This window comes from Paraburkholderia rhynchosiae, assembly GCF_002879865.1.
GTDB lineage: Bacteria > Pseudomonadota > Gammaproteobacteria > Burkholderiales > Burkholderiaceae > Paraburkholderia > Paraburkholderia rhynchosiae.
Map to the genome: position 1 here is coordinate 239,127 of NZ_PNXY01000005.1, position 16,322 is coordinate 255,448.

Annotated in this window: 13 protein-coding genes; 8 read left to right on the plus strand and 5 right to left on the minus strand. The window is 63.7% G+C overall.

Annotated elements, in window-relative coordinates; all coding sequences use genetic code 11:
- The first annotated feature begins 282 nt into the window (after positions 1-282).
- Genes C0Z16_RS09485 through C0Z16_RS09495 form a run of 3 tightly spaced genes read left to right on the plus strand, consistent with a single transcriptional unit; the run spans position 283 to position 6,286 of the window.
- The gene (locus C0Z16_RS09485) at positions 283-1,515 is read left to right on the plus strand and encodes an efflux RND transporter periplasmic adaptor subunit (protein ID WP_102631892.1); all 1,233 of its coding nucleotides are present in this window, start codon (positions 283-285) and stop codon (positions 1,513-1,515) included.
- 18 nt (positions 1,516-1,533) lie between these two features.
- A complete protein-coding gene (locus C0Z16_RS09490; RefSeq protein WP_102631893.1) occupies positions 1,534-4,755 on the plus strand; it encodes an efflux RND transporter permease subunit in 3,222 nt (1,073 codons plus the stop codon).
- A 1-nt stretch (position 4,756) separates the two neighbouring features.
- Positions 4,757-6,286, plus strand: coding sequence for an efflux transporter outer membrane subunit (locus tag C0Z16_RS09495; protein WP_102631894.1), 1,530 nt, complete (start codon positions 4,757-4,759; stop codon positions 6,284-6,286).
- A 159-nt stretch (positions 6,287-6,445) separates the two neighbouring features.
- On the opposite strand, the gene C0Z16_RS09500 is transcribed toward C0Z16_RS09495, so the two are convergent.
- The gene (locus C0Z16_RS09500; RefSeq protein WP_102631895.1) at positions 6,446-7,855 is read right to left on the minus strand and encodes a nucleobase:cation symporter-2 family protein; all 1,410 of its coding nucleotides are present in this window, start codon (positions 7,853-7,855) and stop codon (positions 6,446-6,448) included.
- A 50-nt stretch (positions 7,856-7,905) separates the two neighbouring features.
- Between C0Z16_RS09500 and C0Z16_RS09505 the strand changes: the two genes are divergently transcribed.
- The 4 genes from C0Z16_RS09505 (at position 7,906) to fghA (ending at position 11,958) form a co-directional block, all read left to right on the plus strand.
- The gene (locus tag C0Z16_RS09505) at positions 7,906-8,082 is read left to right on the plus strand and encodes a prephenate dehydrogenase (protein ID WP_244201207.1); all 177 of its coding nucleotides are present in this window, start codon (positions 7,906-7,908) and stop codon (positions 8,080-8,082) included.
- 200 nt (positions 8,083-8,282) lie between these two features.
- Positions 8,283-9,797: a xylulokinase gene (locus C0Z16_RS09510; protein WP_102631897.1), complete on the plus strand. Its 1,515-nt coding sequence runs from the start codon at positions 8,283-8,285 to the stop codon at positions 9,795-9,797.
- Positions 9,798-9,962: 165 nt separating this feature from the next.
- Positions 9,963-11,069, plus strand: a complete 1,107-nt coding sequence (locus C0Z16_RS09515) for an S-(hydroxymethyl)glutathione dehydrogenase/class III alcohol dehydrogenase (RefSeq protein WP_042321278.1) — start codon at positions 9,963-9,965, stop codon at positions 11,067-11,069.
- A gap of 37 nt (positions 11,070-11,106) precedes the next feature.
- Positions 11,107-11,958, plus strand: a complete 852-nt coding sequence (gene fghA / locus C0Z16_RS09520) for an S-formylglutathione hydrolase (protein ID WP_102631898.1) — start codon at positions 11,107-11,109, stop codon at positions 11,956-11,958.
- 79 nt (positions 11,959-12,037) lie between these two features.
- Here fghA and C0Z16_RS09525 read toward each other — a convergent pair whose 3' ends face one another.
- From C0Z16_RS09525 to C0Z16_RS09540, 4 genes are read right to left on the minus strand one after another with little or no spacing between them, the layout of a single operon-like run.
- Positions 12,038-12,820 (minus strand): metal ABC transporter permease, encoded by a 783-nt coding sequence (locus C0Z16_RS09525; RefSeq protein ID WP_102631899.1) that lies wholly within the window; start codon positions 12,818-12,820, stop codon positions 12,038-12,040.
- Positions 12,813-13,778 carry an ABC transporter ATP-binding protein gene (locus C0Z16_RS09530; protein WP_175130624.1) on the minus strand — a complete coding sequence of 322 codons (966 nt, stop codon included), beginning with the start codon at positions 13,776-13,778 and terminating at the stop codon, positions 12,813-12,815. The genes C0Z16_RS09525 and C0Z16_RS09530 overlap by 8 nt, the downstream gene beginning before the upstream one ends.
- Positions 13,775-14,716 carry a metal ABC transporter solute-binding protein gene (locus tag C0Z16_RS09535; RefSeq protein WP_102631900.1) on the minus strand — a complete coding sequence of 314 codons (942 nt, stop codon included), beginning with the start codon at positions 14,714-14,716 and terminating at the stop codon, positions 13,775-13,777. The genes C0Z16_RS09530 and C0Z16_RS09535 overlap by 4 nt, the downstream gene beginning before the upstream one ends.
- A 55-nt stretch (positions 14,717-14,771) precedes the next feature.
- Positions 14,772-15,260, minus strand: a complete 489-nt coding sequence (locus C0Z16_RS09540; protein WP_102631901.1) for a Fur family transcriptional regulator — start codon at positions 15,258-15,260, stop codon at positions 14,772-14,774.
- Positions 15,261-15,539: 279 nt separating this feature from the next.
- On the opposite strand from C0Z16_RS09540, the gene C0Z16_RS09545 reads away from it, so the two are divergent.
- Positions 15,540-16,322: an L-iditol 2-dehydrogenase gene (locus C0Z16_RS09545; RefSeq protein WP_102631902.1), complete on the plus strand. Its 783-nt coding sequence runs from the start codon at positions 15,540-15,542 to the stop codon at positions 16,320-16,322.

The window sequence follows — 16,322 nt, forward strand, 5'->3', positions numbered from 1 at the left end:
TGAATGTATATATAATAGCACCCCACGATCGGATAGCCCAAGCTGTGACGACCGGTTAATATCCGTCACTGTTGCCTTTCAAAACGCTCTTGCGCCGTGCTTTCAACGGACGGCGCCGTGCGGCATTTCCCGGTATGGCGCATGTCGCCCAGGGTGCCTCGCAGCTTCGGTATGCATCCATGGGCTTCCGGTCGAGCGTCGCAAGACGCATGTGTGCGCTGTCGTCCCCGGGGTAGGGATGCGCGCACTTTTTCATTCTCAGTCCTAGACAGAGGTCGCTCCATGCGCGTCGAACGGGTTCCATTCCGCTTAATCAGTGCCGCGACGGCTGCCGTATTGCTGGCAGCATGCGGACCAAAACAATCTGCCCCGCCGCAACAGACGCCCGAAGTTGGCGTCGTCACCGTCCAGCCGACTACCGTACCTGTCGTCACCGAATTGCCGGGCCGCACCAGCGCCTTCCTCGTCGCGCAAGTGCGTGCGCGGGTCGACGGCATCGTGCTGCGCCGCGAGTTCACCGAAGGTGGCCAGGTCAAGGCGGGCCAGCGTCTGTACAAGATCGATCCGGCGCCGTACATCGCCACCCTGAACAACGCGAAGGCGACGCTTGCCAAGGCGCAGGCCAACCTCGCGTCCACCACCGCGCAGGCCAATCGCTACAAGGTGCTGGTTGCCGCCAATGCGGTCAGCAAGCAGGACTATGACAACGCAGTGGCTGCGCAAGGGCAGGCCGCCGCCGACGTCGCCGCCGGCAAGGCGGCAGTCGAGACCGCGCAGATCAACCTCGGCTATACGGACGTGACTTCGCCGGTGACGGGCCAGATCGGCGTGTCCCAAGTCACGCCGGGCGCCTATGTGCAGGCAAGCGCCGCGACGCTGCTCGCCACCGTCCAGCAACTCGATCCGGTCTATGTGGACCTGACGCAATCGAGCCTCGACGGCCTGAAGCTGCGCCGCGAGATGCAGGAAGGGCGTCTGAAGACGAACGGTCCTGACGCCGCGAAGGTTTCGCTGATCCTCGAAGACGGCCGCACGTATTCGGAAAAGGGCAAGCTGCAGTTCACCGACGTGACGGTCGACCAGGGCACCGGTTCGGTCACGGTCCGCGCAATCTTCCGGAACAAGGACAAGGTGCTGCTGCCGGGCATGTTCGTGCGCGCGAAGATCGAGGAAGGCGTAAACGAGAACGCGCTCGTCGTGCCGCAAGTCGGCATCACGCACGACCAGAAGGGTCAGCCGACCGCGCTGGTCGTCGCGGACGACAGCAAGGTCGCGTTACGTCAGCTCGTCACCTCGGGCACGTACGGTTCGAACTGGGTGGTCGAGAGCGGCCTGAAAGCCGGTGACCGCGTGATCGTGCAGGGCACCGACAAGGCGAAACCGGGCATGCAGGTCAAGGCAGTCGCCGCGCAACTTCCCACTACACCCGCCTCCGGCGCAGCCGCTCAAGGTTCGCCGGCCGCCAGCGGCAGCGCGCAGACGGCTCAACCTGCCTCCGCTGCATCGGGCGCGTAATAACAGGGAGCCCGCCACATGGCAAAGTTCTTCATTGATCGCCCGATTTTTGCATGGGTGATCGCCATCATTCTGATGCTCGCGGGTATCGCGTCGGTGTTCACATTGCCGATCGCGCAATACCCGACGATCGCGCCGCCGGCTGTGCAGATCAGCGCAACCTATCCGGGCGCTTCGGCGAAGACGGTCGAAAACACCGTCACGCAGGTGATCGAGCAGCAGATGAGTGGTCTTGACCACTTGCTGTATCTGTCGTCCACGTCGGACGACTCGGGTACGGCAACCATCACACTGACGTTCGCGGCCGGCACCAATCCTGACATCGCGCAGGTGCAGGTGCAGAACAAGCTGCAGCTCGCCACTCCGTTGCTGCCGCAAGCGGTGCAGCAGTTGGGTACGAAGGTCACGAAGTCGAGCAGCAGCTTCCTGCTGGTCATGGCGTTCGTGTCCGAAGACGGCAGCATGAACAAGTACGACCTCGCGAACTACGTGGCGTCGAACATTCAGGACCCGGTTAGCCGTATCGACGGCGTGGGCACGGTCACGCTGTTCGGCTCGCAGTACGCCATGCGCCTGTGGCTCGACGCTAACAAGCTGACCAACTTCGGCTTGACGCCGGTGGATGTGCAGACCGCGTTGCAGGCGCAGAACGTGCAGGTCGCGGGCGGCTCGCTCGGCGGCACGCCGTCGGTGCAGGGCCAGGTGCTGCAGGCGACCATCACGGAAGCCACGTTGCTCAATACGCCTGAACAGTTCGGCAACGTGCTGCTCAAGGTCAATCCTGACGGCTCGCAGGTCCGTATCAAGGACGTGGCGCGCGTCGAGCTGGGTGGCGAAAACTATAACTTCGACACCAAGTACAACGGTCAGCCGACCGCGGGCTTCGGTATTCAGCTAGCCACGGGCGCGAATGCACTGGCCACGGCGAAGGCAGTGCGCGCAAAGATCGACGAGTTGTCGAAGTACTTCCCGCACGGTCTCGTCGTGAAGTACCCGTACGACACTACGCCGTTCGTGCGTCTGTCGATCGAGGAAGTGGTCAAGACGCTGCTCGAAGGTATCGTGCTGGTGTTCCTGGTCATGTACCTGTTCCTGCAGAACCTGCGCGCCACGCTGATCCCCACGATCGCCGTGCCGGTGGTGCTGCTGGGCACGTTCGCGATCATGAGCATGGTGGGCTTCTCGATCAACACGCTGTCCATGTTCGGCCTCGTGCTGGCAATCGGCCTGCTGGTGGACGACGCGATCGTGGTGGTGGAAAACGTCGAGCGGGTGATGGCGGAGGAGGGCTTGTCGCCTCGTGACGCCACCCGCAAGGCGATGGACCAGATTACCGGCGCGCTGATCGGCGTCGCGCTCGTACTGTCGGCGGTATTCGTGCCGGTGGCGTTCTCCGGCGGTTCGGTCGGCGCTATTTACCGGCAGTTCTCGCTGACGATTGTGGCAGCCATGGTGCTGTCCGTGCTGGTCGCGTTGATTCTGACGCCGGCTTTGTGCGCGACGATCCTCAAGCCGATTCCACAAGGTCATCACGAAGAGAAGAAGGGCTTCTTCGGCTGGTTCAACCGGAACTTCAACAAGAGCCGCGACAAGTACCACTCGGGCGTGCACCACGTGATCAAGCGCTCGGGCCGCTGGCTCATCATCTACATGGTGGTGATCTTCGCGGTGGGCCTGCTGTTTGTGAAATTGCCGAAGTCGTTCCTGCCCGATGAAGACCAGGGCACCATGTTCGTGCTGGTGCAGACGCCGTCCGGCTCGACGCAGGAAACCACGGCGCGCGCGCTGAAGGACGTCTCCGACTATCTGCTCGACGGCGAGAAGGCGATCGTCGAATCCACCTTCACGGTGAACGGCTTCAGCTTCGCGGGTCGCGGTCAGAACGCCGGTCTCGTGTTCGTGCGGATGAAGGATTACGCGCAGCGTCAGCACGCCGATCAGAAGGTGCAGGCGCTGGTGGGCCGCCTCTTCATGCACTTCGGCAGCTACAAGGGCGCGCTGGTATATCCGGTGAATCCGCCGTCGATTCCCGAACTCGGCACGGCCGCGGGCTTCGACTTCGAGTTGCAGGATCGCGCGGGCGTCGGCCACGAAAAGCTGATGCAAGCACGCAACATGCTGCTCGGCATGGCGGCGCAAGATCCGACGCTGGCTCAGGTGCGTCCGAACGGCCTGAACGATACGCCGCAGTTCAAGGTGAGGATCGACCACGAAAAGGCATCCGCGCTGGGCGTGTCGCTGTCCGCGATCGACCAGACGTTCTCGATCGCGTGGGCCTCGCAATACGTGAACAACTTCCTCGATACCGATGGCCGGATCAAGAAGGTGTACATGCAGGGCGATGCACCGTTCCGCATGAAGCCGGAAGACCTTAACGCCTGGTACGTGCGCAACACGGCGGGTGGCATGGTGCCGTTCTCGTCGTTCGCAAGCGGCCAGTGGACCTACGGTTCGCCGAAGCTCGAGCGTTACAACGGTATTTCCGCGGTGGAAATCCAGGGCGCGGCCGCGCCGGGCAAGTCGACCGGTCAGGCAATGACGGCGATGGAAGCACTCGTTGCGAAGCTGCCCGCTGGCGTGGGCTACGAATGGACGGGTCTGTCGCTGCAGGAACGCCAGTCGGGTTCGCAGGCGCCGATCCTGTACGGCATCTCGATCCTCGTCGTGTTCCTGTGTCTCGCGGCGCTGTACGAAAGCTGGTCGATCCCGTTCTCAGTGATCATGGTGGTGCCGCTCGGCGTGATCGGCGCACTGCTGGCCGCTACGCTGCGCGGGCTCGAGAACGACGTGTTCTTCCAGGTCGGTCTCTTGACTACGGTGGGGCTGTCGGCGAAGAACGCGATTCTGATCGTCGAATTCGCACGCGAGTTGCAGCAGAGTGAGGGAATGGGCCCGATCGAGGCCGCGCTGGAAGCAGCGCGTCTGCGGTTGCGTCCGATTCTGATGACCTCGCTCGCGTTCATTCTCGGCGTGATGCCGCTCGCGATCAGTAACGGCGCCGGCTCGGCCAGCCAGCACGCAATCGGTACGGGCGTGATCGGCGGTATGTTGACGGCGACCTTCCTCGCGATTTTCATGATCCCGATGTTCTTCGTGGTGATTCGCGCGAAGTTCGGCGGCGAGAAGGAAGACCCGGACGAGGCGCTCGCACACTACAACCAGCACCATCCGCATGATCCGCAAGGCGGCGGGACAGCTGCCGGGTCGGACAGCATTGGCTCGGGCAAGGACGGACATTGAGATGCAAAAACACTCTTTGATTGCAGTGGCGGTCGCGTTCCTCGCCGCCGGTTGCACGATGGCGCCGAAGTACGAGCGCCCCGCCGCGCCGGTGACGAACACCTTCCCGACCGGCGGCGTGTACGAGACGCAGCCCGGTGCGGCCCAGCCTGGCGGGGCCGGCGCGCGCAGCGCGAACGGCCAGGCCGCGGCAGACATCGGCTGGCGCGATTTCTTCGTCGATCCGCGCATGCAGCGGCTGATCGACATCGCGCTGAAGAACAACCGCGATCTGCGCGTGTCGGTGCTGAACATGCAGGCGTCGCAGGCGCAGTTCCGGATCGTCGGTGCGGGCCTGTTCCCGACGCTCGATGCTGCGGCTTCGCAAAGCAAATCGCGCACGCCGAAGAACCTGTCCGTGTTCGGCAATACGATCTCGAACTCGTATTCGGTGGGTCTGAACGCTTCGTGGGAAATCGACTTCTTCGGGCGCATTCAAAGCCTGAAGGATCAGGCGTTGGCTCAATACCTGTCCACGGCTCAGGCGCGCAAGGCGGCTGAAATCGCGCTGGTCTCGCAGGTCGCGAACCAGTATCTGACGGTGCTCGAACTCGACGATCTGCTGAACGTCACGCAAGGCACGCTGAAGACGGCGCAGGAGTCATACCGCATCACGAAGCTGCAGTTCGACAACGGCACGGGTTCGGAACTCGATCTGCGCCAGGCAGAGACCGTGGTCGAGCAAGCGGGCGCGAACCTGCAGTCGCAGGAACGTTTGCGGGCTCAGGCGGAGAACGCGCTGGTCCTGCTGCTCGGCGAGCCGTTGCCGGCCGATCTGCCGCCGGGGCTCACGCTGAGCGATCAGAACCTGCTCACGGATATTCCGGCGGGTCTGCCGTCCGATCTGCTGACGCGTCGTCCGGACATCATGGAGGCGGAGGAGAACCTGCTCGCGGCCAACGCGAATATCGGCGCGGCGCGTGCGGCCTTCTTCCCGAAGGTTTCTCTGACGGGCAGCTTCGGCACGTTGAGCCCGACGCTCGGCGGATTGTTCAAGCCGGGTTCGGCGGCGTGGAGTTTCGCGCCGTCGATCACGCTGCCGATTTTCGAAGGCGGCGAGAACAAGGCCAACCTCGATCTTGCCAACATCCAGAAAAACGTCCAGATCGCCACGTATGAAAAGGCGATCCAGACGGCCTTCCGCGAAGTGGCGGATGCGCTGGCCGCGCGCGGCACGTACGACCAGCAGATCCAGTCGCTCGAGCGCAACACGTTTGCGCAACAGCGCCGGCTGGATCTGTCGAATCTGCGTTATACGAACGGCGTCGACAGTTATCTGTCGGTGCTGACCGCGCAGACTGATCTGTATTCGTCGCAGCAGTCGTTGATTACCGCGCGCATGGAGCGTCTGCAGAACCTGGTCACACTGTACCAGGCGCTCGGCGGCGGCTGGATCGAGCATAGCGGCGATCAGCCCCGTCCGGCTGACGCGCCGGTCGACTACGGCGCGGCAAGCGCGCCGAAGGCGGCTTCGGCTGCTACCGCGGGTTGAGCGTTGTAGCAGCTCAACCGAAAAGCAGAAACGCCACGGCATGCCGTGGCGTTTTTTTGTCCGCGGTGCGCCAGGGCGATCATGTCGCGCGCGCCGCGTTGCCGGTCAAGCTCACCGGTTCACCGATTCACCAACTCATCGATTCACCAGGACGGCGCTTCAATGCAGATCCGCCGCACGCAGCATCTCATCGCGCTGCGTTTCACTGCCGCTGCGTCCGTCGAAATCATGGCCTGCTTTGCGGATTTCGCACTGCGCTTTCTTCTCGTTCTTCACGCCGTTGAAAATCAGGTTCAGCCCGACCGCGGACACGGAAGCCAGCAGAATCCCGCTATGCAGCAGCGGCGATAACGCGGCCGGCAGCTTCGAAAAGAAGTGCGGCGATACAACCGGCACGAGACCCAGACCGATACTCACCGCGACGATGAACAGGTTGTGGTGATTCTTCACGAAGTCCACCTTCGACAACACCTTGATGCCGTTGGCCGCGACCATGCCGAACATCACGATGCCCGCGCCGCCGAGCACGAAGGCCGGCACCGAGGCGACCACTTGCGCCATCTTCGGGAACAGGCCGAGAAGCACGAGAATGACGCCGCCCATCGCGCAGACAAAGCGGCTCTTCACGCCCGTCACGCCGATCAGGCCAACGTTCTGTGAGAACGACGTATGCGGAAACGAGTTGAAGATGCCGCCGACCAGCGTGCCGAGCCCATCCACTCGCAGGCCGCGCACCAGCGTTTTCTGATCGACCGGACGATCGACCATATCGCCGACTGCGAGGAACATGCCCGTCGATTCAATGAACGTGACGAACATCACGGTGACCATCGTCGCGATCGACAACGGATCGAAGTGCGGCAGGCCGAAGTGGAATGGCATCACGAAGCCGACCCACGGCGCGTGCGTTACGCCTTCCATGTTGACGCGGCCGAGCGCCAGCGCGATCGCGAAGCCCGCGACAATGCCGAGCAGCACTGAAATATTCGCGATGAAGCCCTTGGCAAACTTGTTGATGAGCAGAATCAGCATCAGCACGAGCAGCGACAGGCCGAGGTAGACCGGGTTGCCGTAGTCGGGATTGCCCACGCCGCCGGCCGCCCAGTCGATGCCGACGCCCATCAGCGACAGGCCGATCACCGAGATCACCACGCCGATCACCACCGGCGGGAAGAAGCGCAACAGCTTGCCGACGGCGGGCGCAAGCAGGATGCCGATCACGCCGGCGGCGATCGTCGAGCCGAAAATGTCGAGAATGCCGAGCGACGGATTGGTGCCGATCGCGACCATCGGACCGACCGCCGCGAATGTGCAACCCATGATGACCGGCAGACGGATGCCGAAGATCCATAGGCCGAGCGTCTGGATCAACGTGGCGATGCCGCACGAGAACAGGTCGGCGCTGATCAGGAACGCGATCTGGTCTTTAGGCAGCTTGAGCGCCGCGCCGACGATCAGCGGCACAGCGACCGCGCCCGCGTACATGACCAGGACGTGCTGAATGCCGAGGGTGAGCAACTGGCCCGCGGGCAGCCGCTCGTCGCACGCGTGAACCGTGTTCGATTGCATATCGTCTCTCTCCACCATCTAGTTTTGGGATGGACTCCAAGGTATCGGGGATGAAAAAGCGCAACAAGACCGCTGGCGCCTATTCCGGCATTCCCGGTGACGATATGCGCGAGCCCGCTTTGAGAGCCGAAATCAGAGCGCGCGGCGGTTTCATCGGCGGTCAGCCCCTTGCGGCCGCGATGCGCGGCGAGCCGCGCGGTGTGCCCGAGCTGGTGCGATATATGTGAGAATCCATGCGGTGTATCCGGGCGCGCGCATAGTGGTGTTTTGATGCGGCTTCCGGCGTGGCGGGGTTAACCCGCGATTCGCGGCGTTTCAGCTCGTGGCCGCGCCACGTCTCACAGCACGCGCGGCCGGCAAAGATACGCGCTTCCCGCAGCATCGGCGTGCTCATACTCATGCCTCAACTGACGACACGCTATCGCCCATGAGCTTTCTCGGCATCGACCTCGGCACAGGTTCCCTCAAAGTCGCAATCGTCGACGAAGACGGTCGTGAGCAGGCTGTCGCGAGCGTCGCTTATGCACTCGAGACGCCGCACGCGGGTTGGGCGGAAACGTCCGTGCAAACGTGGTGGCGCGCGCTCTGCGAAGCGGCGGCGCGCTTGCCCGACGGATTGCGTCGCGAGGTGAAGGCGATCGGTTTTTCCGGGCAGATGCACGGCGTCGTGTTGATCGACGAAGCGGGCGAGGCCGTGCGGCCGGCGATGCTGTGGCCCGACACGCGCGCGCTTGCTTTGCTCGACGGGTGGCCGGAGCCGCAGCCGAATCCGGTCGCGCCCGGCATGGCGGGCCCGTTGCTGCGCTGGATCGTGCGGCACGAACCGGAGTCCGCGCGCCGCACGCGCTGGGCGCTGCAACCGAAAGACTGGCTGCGGGTCGCGCTCGGCGGCGTGGTGGCCACCGATCCGTCCGACGCCTGCGCAACGGCACTCGCCGATCCGGATGGTGTCTGGGATGCGGCGTTGCTCCTGAGGCTCGGCATTCCGCATGAATGGTTCGCGCCGTTGGGGCCGTCGTATGCAGCCGCCGGGGTGTTGTCGCCGGACGCCGCTCAGGCCTTGGGTCTGCGTGCGGGCATCGTGCTCGCGACCGGCGCCGCCGACACGCCGTGCGCCGCGCTGGGCAGCGGACTTGCACGCGACGGCGACGCGCTGCTCACCACCGGCACCGGTGGGCAGATCGTCGTGCTCGCCGAACAGGAGCCTGCGGCGCTCAAGGGCTTGCATCGCTATCGGGCGGCGAGCGATCACTGGTATCGGATGGCGGCGATGCAAAACGTCGGCATCGCGCTGGAACGTGTGCGCGGATGGCTGTCGTATGAATGGGCCGATGCCTACAGCGATGCGTTTGGTGACGCGTTAGGCGATCACGCCCGCCTCGCATCGGGCATGAACGCCAACGCCAGCGGCGGCGCCAACGGAACCCCAACGGCGCCACTAACCTTCCTCCCGTACCTCACAGGCGAGCGCACTCCGTGGCTCAATCCGGCGGCGCGTGGCGGCTGGCTCGGCCTCGCTCTCGATCACACGCGTGGCGCGATGATGCGGGCCGCGTTCGAAGGCGTCGCCTTTTCGCTGCGCGCTGGGCTCGACGCCATTCGCGCGAGCGGCGCAACCGTAACGACATTGAAGCTGGCGGGAGGTGGTTCCGTCGATGCACGCTGGCGCCAGTTGCTCGCCGATGCGCTGAATGCCGAGCTGCATGCGGTCGATTGTCCGAATGCCGCGCCGCGCGGCGCGGCCATTCTCGCGGGCATCGCGAGCGGCCACTGGCATGTGCACGATCTCGCCGCACTCGCGCCCGGCGCGACACACGTGGCGAGCCCGCGAGACGATGCGGCGCTCGCCGAACGTTACGCGCGTTTTCTCGATCTGTATGGCCGCGTCGAAACTTGGTTCGACGCGCCGGCGTCTCGCGAGAAAAGCGGCCATGTCACCTGATGACATTGCCGCGGCGCACTTTGCAATACCATGACGCTTTTCCCGCGTTAGGCTATGGCTCGCGCGGCACTGGCATCGACCGCAGCTTGAACCCGCATATTCGCGCGCCGCAAGGCAGTACACCGCGACGCGCGTCGCATTCACAGACTCACAGGAGCATTCACGATGAAGACCAAAGCAGCAATCGCATGGAAAGCCGGCGCACCGTTGACGATCGAGGAAGTCGATCTCGAAGGACCGCGTGCAGGTGAAGTGCTGATCGAAGTGAAAGCGACGGGCATCTGCCACACTGATTACTACACGCTCTCGGGCGCCGACCCCGAAGGCATTTTCCCGGCGATTCTCGGCCACGAAGGCGCCGGCGTGATCGTCGATACGGGGCCGGGTGTCGGCACCCTGAAGAAGGGCGACCACGTCATTCCGCTTTACACGCCGGAATGCCGTCAGTGCAAGTTTTGCCTGTCGCGCAAGACCAACCTGTGTCAGGCGATCCGCTCGACGCAGGGCAAGGGGTTGATGCCGGACGCGACATCGCGCTTCTCGCTGGACGGCAAGCCGTTGTTTCATTACATGGGCACGTCCACGTTTTCGAATTACATCGTCGTGCCGGAAATCGCAGTCGCGAAAGTGCGTGAAGATGCGCCGTTCGACAAGATCTGCTACATCGGCTGCGGCGTGACGACCGGTGTCGGTGCGGTCGTGTATTCAGCGAAGGTCGAGGCCGGTGCGAATGTGGTCGTGTTCGGGCTCGGCGGCATCGGTCTGAATGTGATCCAGGGCGCGAAGATGGTCGGCGCGGACAAGATCATCGGCGTCGATCTGAATCCGGGTCGCGTCGAACTGGCGAAGAAGTTCGGCATGACGCACTTCATCAACCCGAACGAAGTGGAGAACGTGGTCGATCACATTGTGCAGCTCACCGATGGCGGCGCCGATTATTCGTTCGAATGCATCGGCAATACGAAGGTGATGCGCCAGGCGCTCGAATGCACGCATAAGGGCTGGGGCCAGTCGTTCATCATCGGCGTGGCGGCGGCGGGCGAGGAGATCAGTACGCGTCCGTTCCAGCTCGTCACGGGCCGCGAGTGGAAGGGCTCGGCGTTCGGCGGTGCGCGTGGCCGGACCGACGTGCCGAAGATCGTCGACTGGTACATGGAAGGCAAGATCAATATCGACGATCTGATTACCCACCGTCTGCCGCTCGAGCGCATCAACGAAGGCTTCGATCTGATGAAGAAGGGCGAATCGATCCGCTCGGTCGTGCTGTATTAACGCGCCTCACTGAAAGCGACCAACAAGGAGCAAGACGATGCTTGAGCTACTGTCGTCGCACGCCTGCCATGGCGGCGAACAGCGTTTTTACCGGCATGAATCGCAGACCATCGGCCTGCCGATGCGCTTCTCGGTGTATCTGCCGCCGCAGGCCTTGCAGGCGAACGCGAAGGTGCCGGCACTGTTCTATCTCGCGGGGCTGACCTGCACGGAAGAGACCTTTGCGATCAAGGCCGGCGCGCAGCGCTTCGCCGCGCACCATGGCGTTGCGCTCGTCGCGCCGGACACGAGCCCGCGCGGCGCGGGCGTGCCGGGCGAAAGTGCCGCGTGGGACTTCGGCGTGGGCGCGGGCTTTTATGTCGATGCAACGCAGGAACCCTGGGCGCGGCACTATCGGATGTACTCGTATGTGCGTGACGAGTTGCGCGAAACGGTGGTGAACGAACTGCCCGTCGACGGTTCAAGGCTCGGCATCTTCGGTCATTCGATGGGCGGCCACGGCGCGTTGATGTTGGCGCTGCGCAATCCGGAGATCTATCGTTCCGTGTCGGCGTTCGCGCCGATTGTCGCGCCCACGCGCTGCCCGTGGGGCGAGAAAGCGTTCAGCGGTTATCTCGGCGAAGACCGCGAAGCGTGGAAGCAGTACGACGCTAGCGAACTGGTGGCACACGCGTCGCACAAATTCGAGGAGGGGATTCTGGTCGATCAGGGACTCGCGGACCAGTTTCTCGCGGAGCAGTTGTACCCCGACGTGTTTGAAGCTGCGTGCCGCGACGCGGGCCAGCCGCTGACGTTGCGCCGTCATGCGGGTTATGACCACGGCTATTACTTCATCTCGACCTTCATCGAGGATCACATCGCGCATCATGCGAAGGTGTTGCTCGGCTGACATTTCCTGATGCCGATGGCGGCGCCTTTGCGGGCCGCTATCGCATCAAGCGCATGCAACTCATTCAACGCGCTGAACGTTACCGACGCTTCAGCAAACTCCCGCCATACACCACCGCCGACAGCGCGGTGATCCAGAAGCTCGTCGGCCAATCGGTGTAGAACGCGAGCGTGAGCCCAAGCCACGCTTGCAGTAACGCGAACACAGCGGCCAGCACAAGGCCGGCCGAAAGCCGCGTCGTCATGTTTTGCGCGGCGGCGGCGGGGCCGACCATCAGCGTGAATACCAGCAGCACGCCGACGATCTGCGTGCACGCGGCCACCGCGAGGGCGGCAATCGCGAGAAACAGCACGGACACGAGACGCAACGACACGCCCTTCGCTTCGGCCAGTTCCGGCTGCAACGAAGCAAACAGCAAGGGCCGCATGATCGCCGCGAGCGCCAGCAGACTGACCACGCCCAAGGCCGCAAGCACGCCTAGCGTCGATTCATTTACGCCGAGCACATTGCCGAACAGCAGTGCCGTGACTTGCGTCGCGTAGGCGGTAAAGAAGTGCAGAAACAGCAGGCCGAAGCCGAGCGACAGCGACAGGATCACGCCGATGGCCACGTCGCGTCCGGCGAGGCGTTCGCCGAGCGCGCCCATGCCGACGCCCGCCGCGAGCGTGAAGCCAATCATCCCCCAGATCGGCGAAATGCCGATCAGCACCGCGCCGGTCGCGCCGGTGAAGCCGACGTGCGACAGCGCGTGGCCCGCGAACGTTTGTCCGCGCATCACGAGAAAATAGCCGACCACACCCGCGAGCACCGCGACGATCCCCGACGCCGCGAACGCGTTCACCATGAAGTCGTATTCAAACATCGTGCGTGTGTCCGTCGCGGGAGTCGTGTTCGTGTGAATGATCGTGGGCATGTCCATGCGAATGCCCGTGCGAATGCGAGTGGCCGCCATCCTCGTCGTGTTCGTGCTCGTGATCGTGCTTTTCCACTTCGACGCCGCCCGACATCACGAAGATGCGGCCGTTCACACGCATCACGTCGATCGGCGAACCATAGAGGCGCGACAGCACGGGCCGCGTGATGACTTCATCGACGGTGCCGAGGGCCGCCACGCCGCTGCCGAGATACAGCACCCGATCCAGCGAGTTCAGGAGCGGATTCAGTTCGTGTGCCGAGAACAGCACGGCAATGCCAAGTTCGTGCTGCACGCGCCGCACGAGTTCGACCACGCTTTTCTGATGATGCGGGTCGAGGCTGATCAGCGGTTCATCGAGCAACAGCAGTTTCGGATCGCCGAGCAGGCATTGCGCGAGCAGCAAGCGTTGACGCTCGCCGCCCGAGAGTTCCGACAACGGCCGCTCGGCGAGCTTGCGGCCGCCCACCAGATCGAGCACGCGCTCGACATCGGCACGTGTTCTGGCGTCCGAGAGAGGCAAGCCCCAGCGGTGGCCGTCGGCCGCCATCGCGACGAAATCGCGGCCACGCACGCGTCGTCCGGCGAGCGCAGTGCGCGTCTGCGGCATATAACCGATCGACGCGTTGCCGCGTTCGACCGGCTGCCCCAGCACGCGGATCGCGCCGCTTGCCGCCGGCACGAGGCCGAGCACGGCGCGCATCAGCGTGGTCTTGCCGGCGCCGTTCGGCCCGAGCACGCCGATGAATTCGCCCTGATTCACGACGAAACCGGTGTCGCGCAAGATCGTGCGGCCGCCGAGTTCCAGCGTGACATGTTCGAGTTCGAGCACAGGCGCCTGGCCGAGCGCGCTCGTCGGTCCGCTCGCGGGCATGCTGGCTGGCGTACCGCGGCCAGTTTCATTCATTGCGTTTTTCCTTTGATGCCCGAGGCTGCCGCATTCGCGCTGCCCGCATCGCCTTTGGCGAGCGCGGCGCCGAGCGCATCGAGCTGCGAGAGCATCCACGTCTGATAGCTGTTGCCGGCGGGTTCGGTCTCGGTGACGCTCACGCTCGGTACCTTCGATTGCTGCGCGAGTTTCAACATGCGTTTGGTCAGGGCCTCGGTTGCCTGGCTGTTATAGATGAGAGCGCGCACGCGCCTTTCGCGCAGATCGCGTTCGAACGCGGCGATATCGGCCGCGCTTGCTTCAGTGTCGTTCATGGTCGCCATCTGGAAGCGTAGATTGCGCATGGTGAGGCCGACTGCATCCGACATATAGCCGAACACCGGTTCCGTTGCCGTGACCGGCGTGCCGGCATAGCGGCCATGCAGTTCGGCGACCTTCGCGTCCACCGGTTTCAGCGAATCCAGAAACTTTGCGAGGTTCGCATCGTACGCCGACTTGTGCGCCGGGTCAGCCGCGACGAGCGCCTCGCTCACCGCGCGCGCCACCTTGGGCATGGTGGCCGGGTCATACCAGAGATGCGGATTGTCGCCGCTCTTCTTGCCGGTGAGTTCTGCGGCAACGATCGTCGTGCGCTTTGTGCCCTTCGACGCCGCCAGCAATTTTGCCATCCACGGATCGTAGTCGGCGCCGTTGTAGACCACAAGGCTCGCATGCTGCAACGCGCGCGCCGTCTTCGGACTGGCTTCGAACAGATGCGGGTCCTGGTCCGGATTGCTGAGAATGCTCGTCACGTCGACACGATCGCCGCCCAGTTGCTGCACTACGTCGCCGTAGAAGTTTTCCGCGGCGACCACGGGGATTTTCGCATCCGCGGCAAAGGCGGCTTGGCTTAACGCGAAGGCGGCTGTGACTGCGGCGACATATTTCGAGAGCAACATCGTGCGGGTCTTCTTCATTGTGTGTGCTGTTGCGTGAGGGTTGAATGAATCACAAACGTGAGGGCGCTGGACTTCATGCCGACGCCGACGCCGATGCCGAGGACCGCGACGCGCGGGCGCAAAGCGCGCACAGCCCGCTCAATTCGACGACCTGGCGGTGGACCTCGAAGCCGTGTGCCGGCGGGCTATGCGACAACTGTTCGGCGAGGCCGTCGCCGGGAATTTCGACGGTCGCGCCGCAGCCGTCGCAAATCAGAAACTGGCTGCAATGCGGCACGCCGACTTCGCAGCAGGCGACGTACGCGTTCTTCGACTCGATGCGATGGACGAAGCCGTGCGCGAGCAAAAAGTCGAGCGCACGGTAGACGGTGGTCGGCGGCACGCGGCCGCGCTGCGGTTTCAGCGCATCCAGCAACTCATAGGCGCCGACAGGCCGTTCGCTCGCGACGATCGCCGCATACACCTGCCGGCGCAGCGGCGTGAGCGACAAGCCGTGCAACGCAGCGTGCGCTTCGGCGTGCGCCAGCCGCATGGCGTGATGTTCTGCCATCGATGTAGCCATCAGGGCGAGCTCCTGTCGGTGAACTGATGCCCACGCAAGGGCGGGTCGTGAAGTGAGGTCGCAATGATATAACGTATCTCCAATTTTTGTCACAGAGAGAGCCTGAATAGCGGGCAAGCGCCCGGCAGGATTGTTCCGCGCTGCACCATCGAAATCTGATTGCGCGCCTTGACATGACCCGGTGCGTATCCGATCATTCGATCACAAACAGAGCAATTGATCGCGCAACGAGCGTTCGCTCACCGCGCTTCGAAAAGCGAAACGAACCGGAGACAAGCAGTGGCGGCACGATTGCAAGACAAGGTGGCCATCCTGACGGGCGCGGCAAGCGGAATCGGTGAAGCCGTGGCGCGGCGCTATCTGGACGAAGGCGCGCAATGCGTGCTGGTCGACGTGAAGCCGGCGGACAGTTTCGGCGACACGCTGCGCGCCTCATACGGCGAGCGCGTGCTCACAGTCAGCGCCGACGTCACGCGCCGCGAGGACATCGAGCGGATCGTGGCGAGCACGCTGGAGCGCTTCGGCCGCGTCGACATTCTGTTCAACAATGCGGCGCTATTCGACATGCGCCCGATCCTCGATGAATCCTGGGACGTGTTCGACCGCCTCTTCGCGGTCAACGTGAAGGGCATGTTTTTCCTGATGCAAGCCGTCGCGCGGCAGATGGTCAAGCAAGGCCGCGGCGGCAAGATCATCAATATGTCGTCGCAAGCAGGGCGGCGCGGCGAAGCGCTCGTGTCGCATTACTGCGCGACCAAGGCCGCTGTACTCAGCTACACGCAATCCGCGGCATTGGCGCTCGCGCCGAACAAGATCAATGTGAACGGCATCGCGCCGGGTGTCGTCGATACGCCGATGTGGAACGAAGTCGATGCGCTTTTCGCCCGCTATGAAAACCGGCCGTTGGGCGAGAAGAAGCGCCTCGTCGGTGAAGCGGTGCCGCTCGGACGCATGGGCGTGCCCGACGACCTGACCGGCGCGGCCCTGTTTCTCGCGTCCGCGGATGCAGACTACATCACCGCGCAAACCCTGAACGTCGACGGCGGCAACTGGATGAGTTGA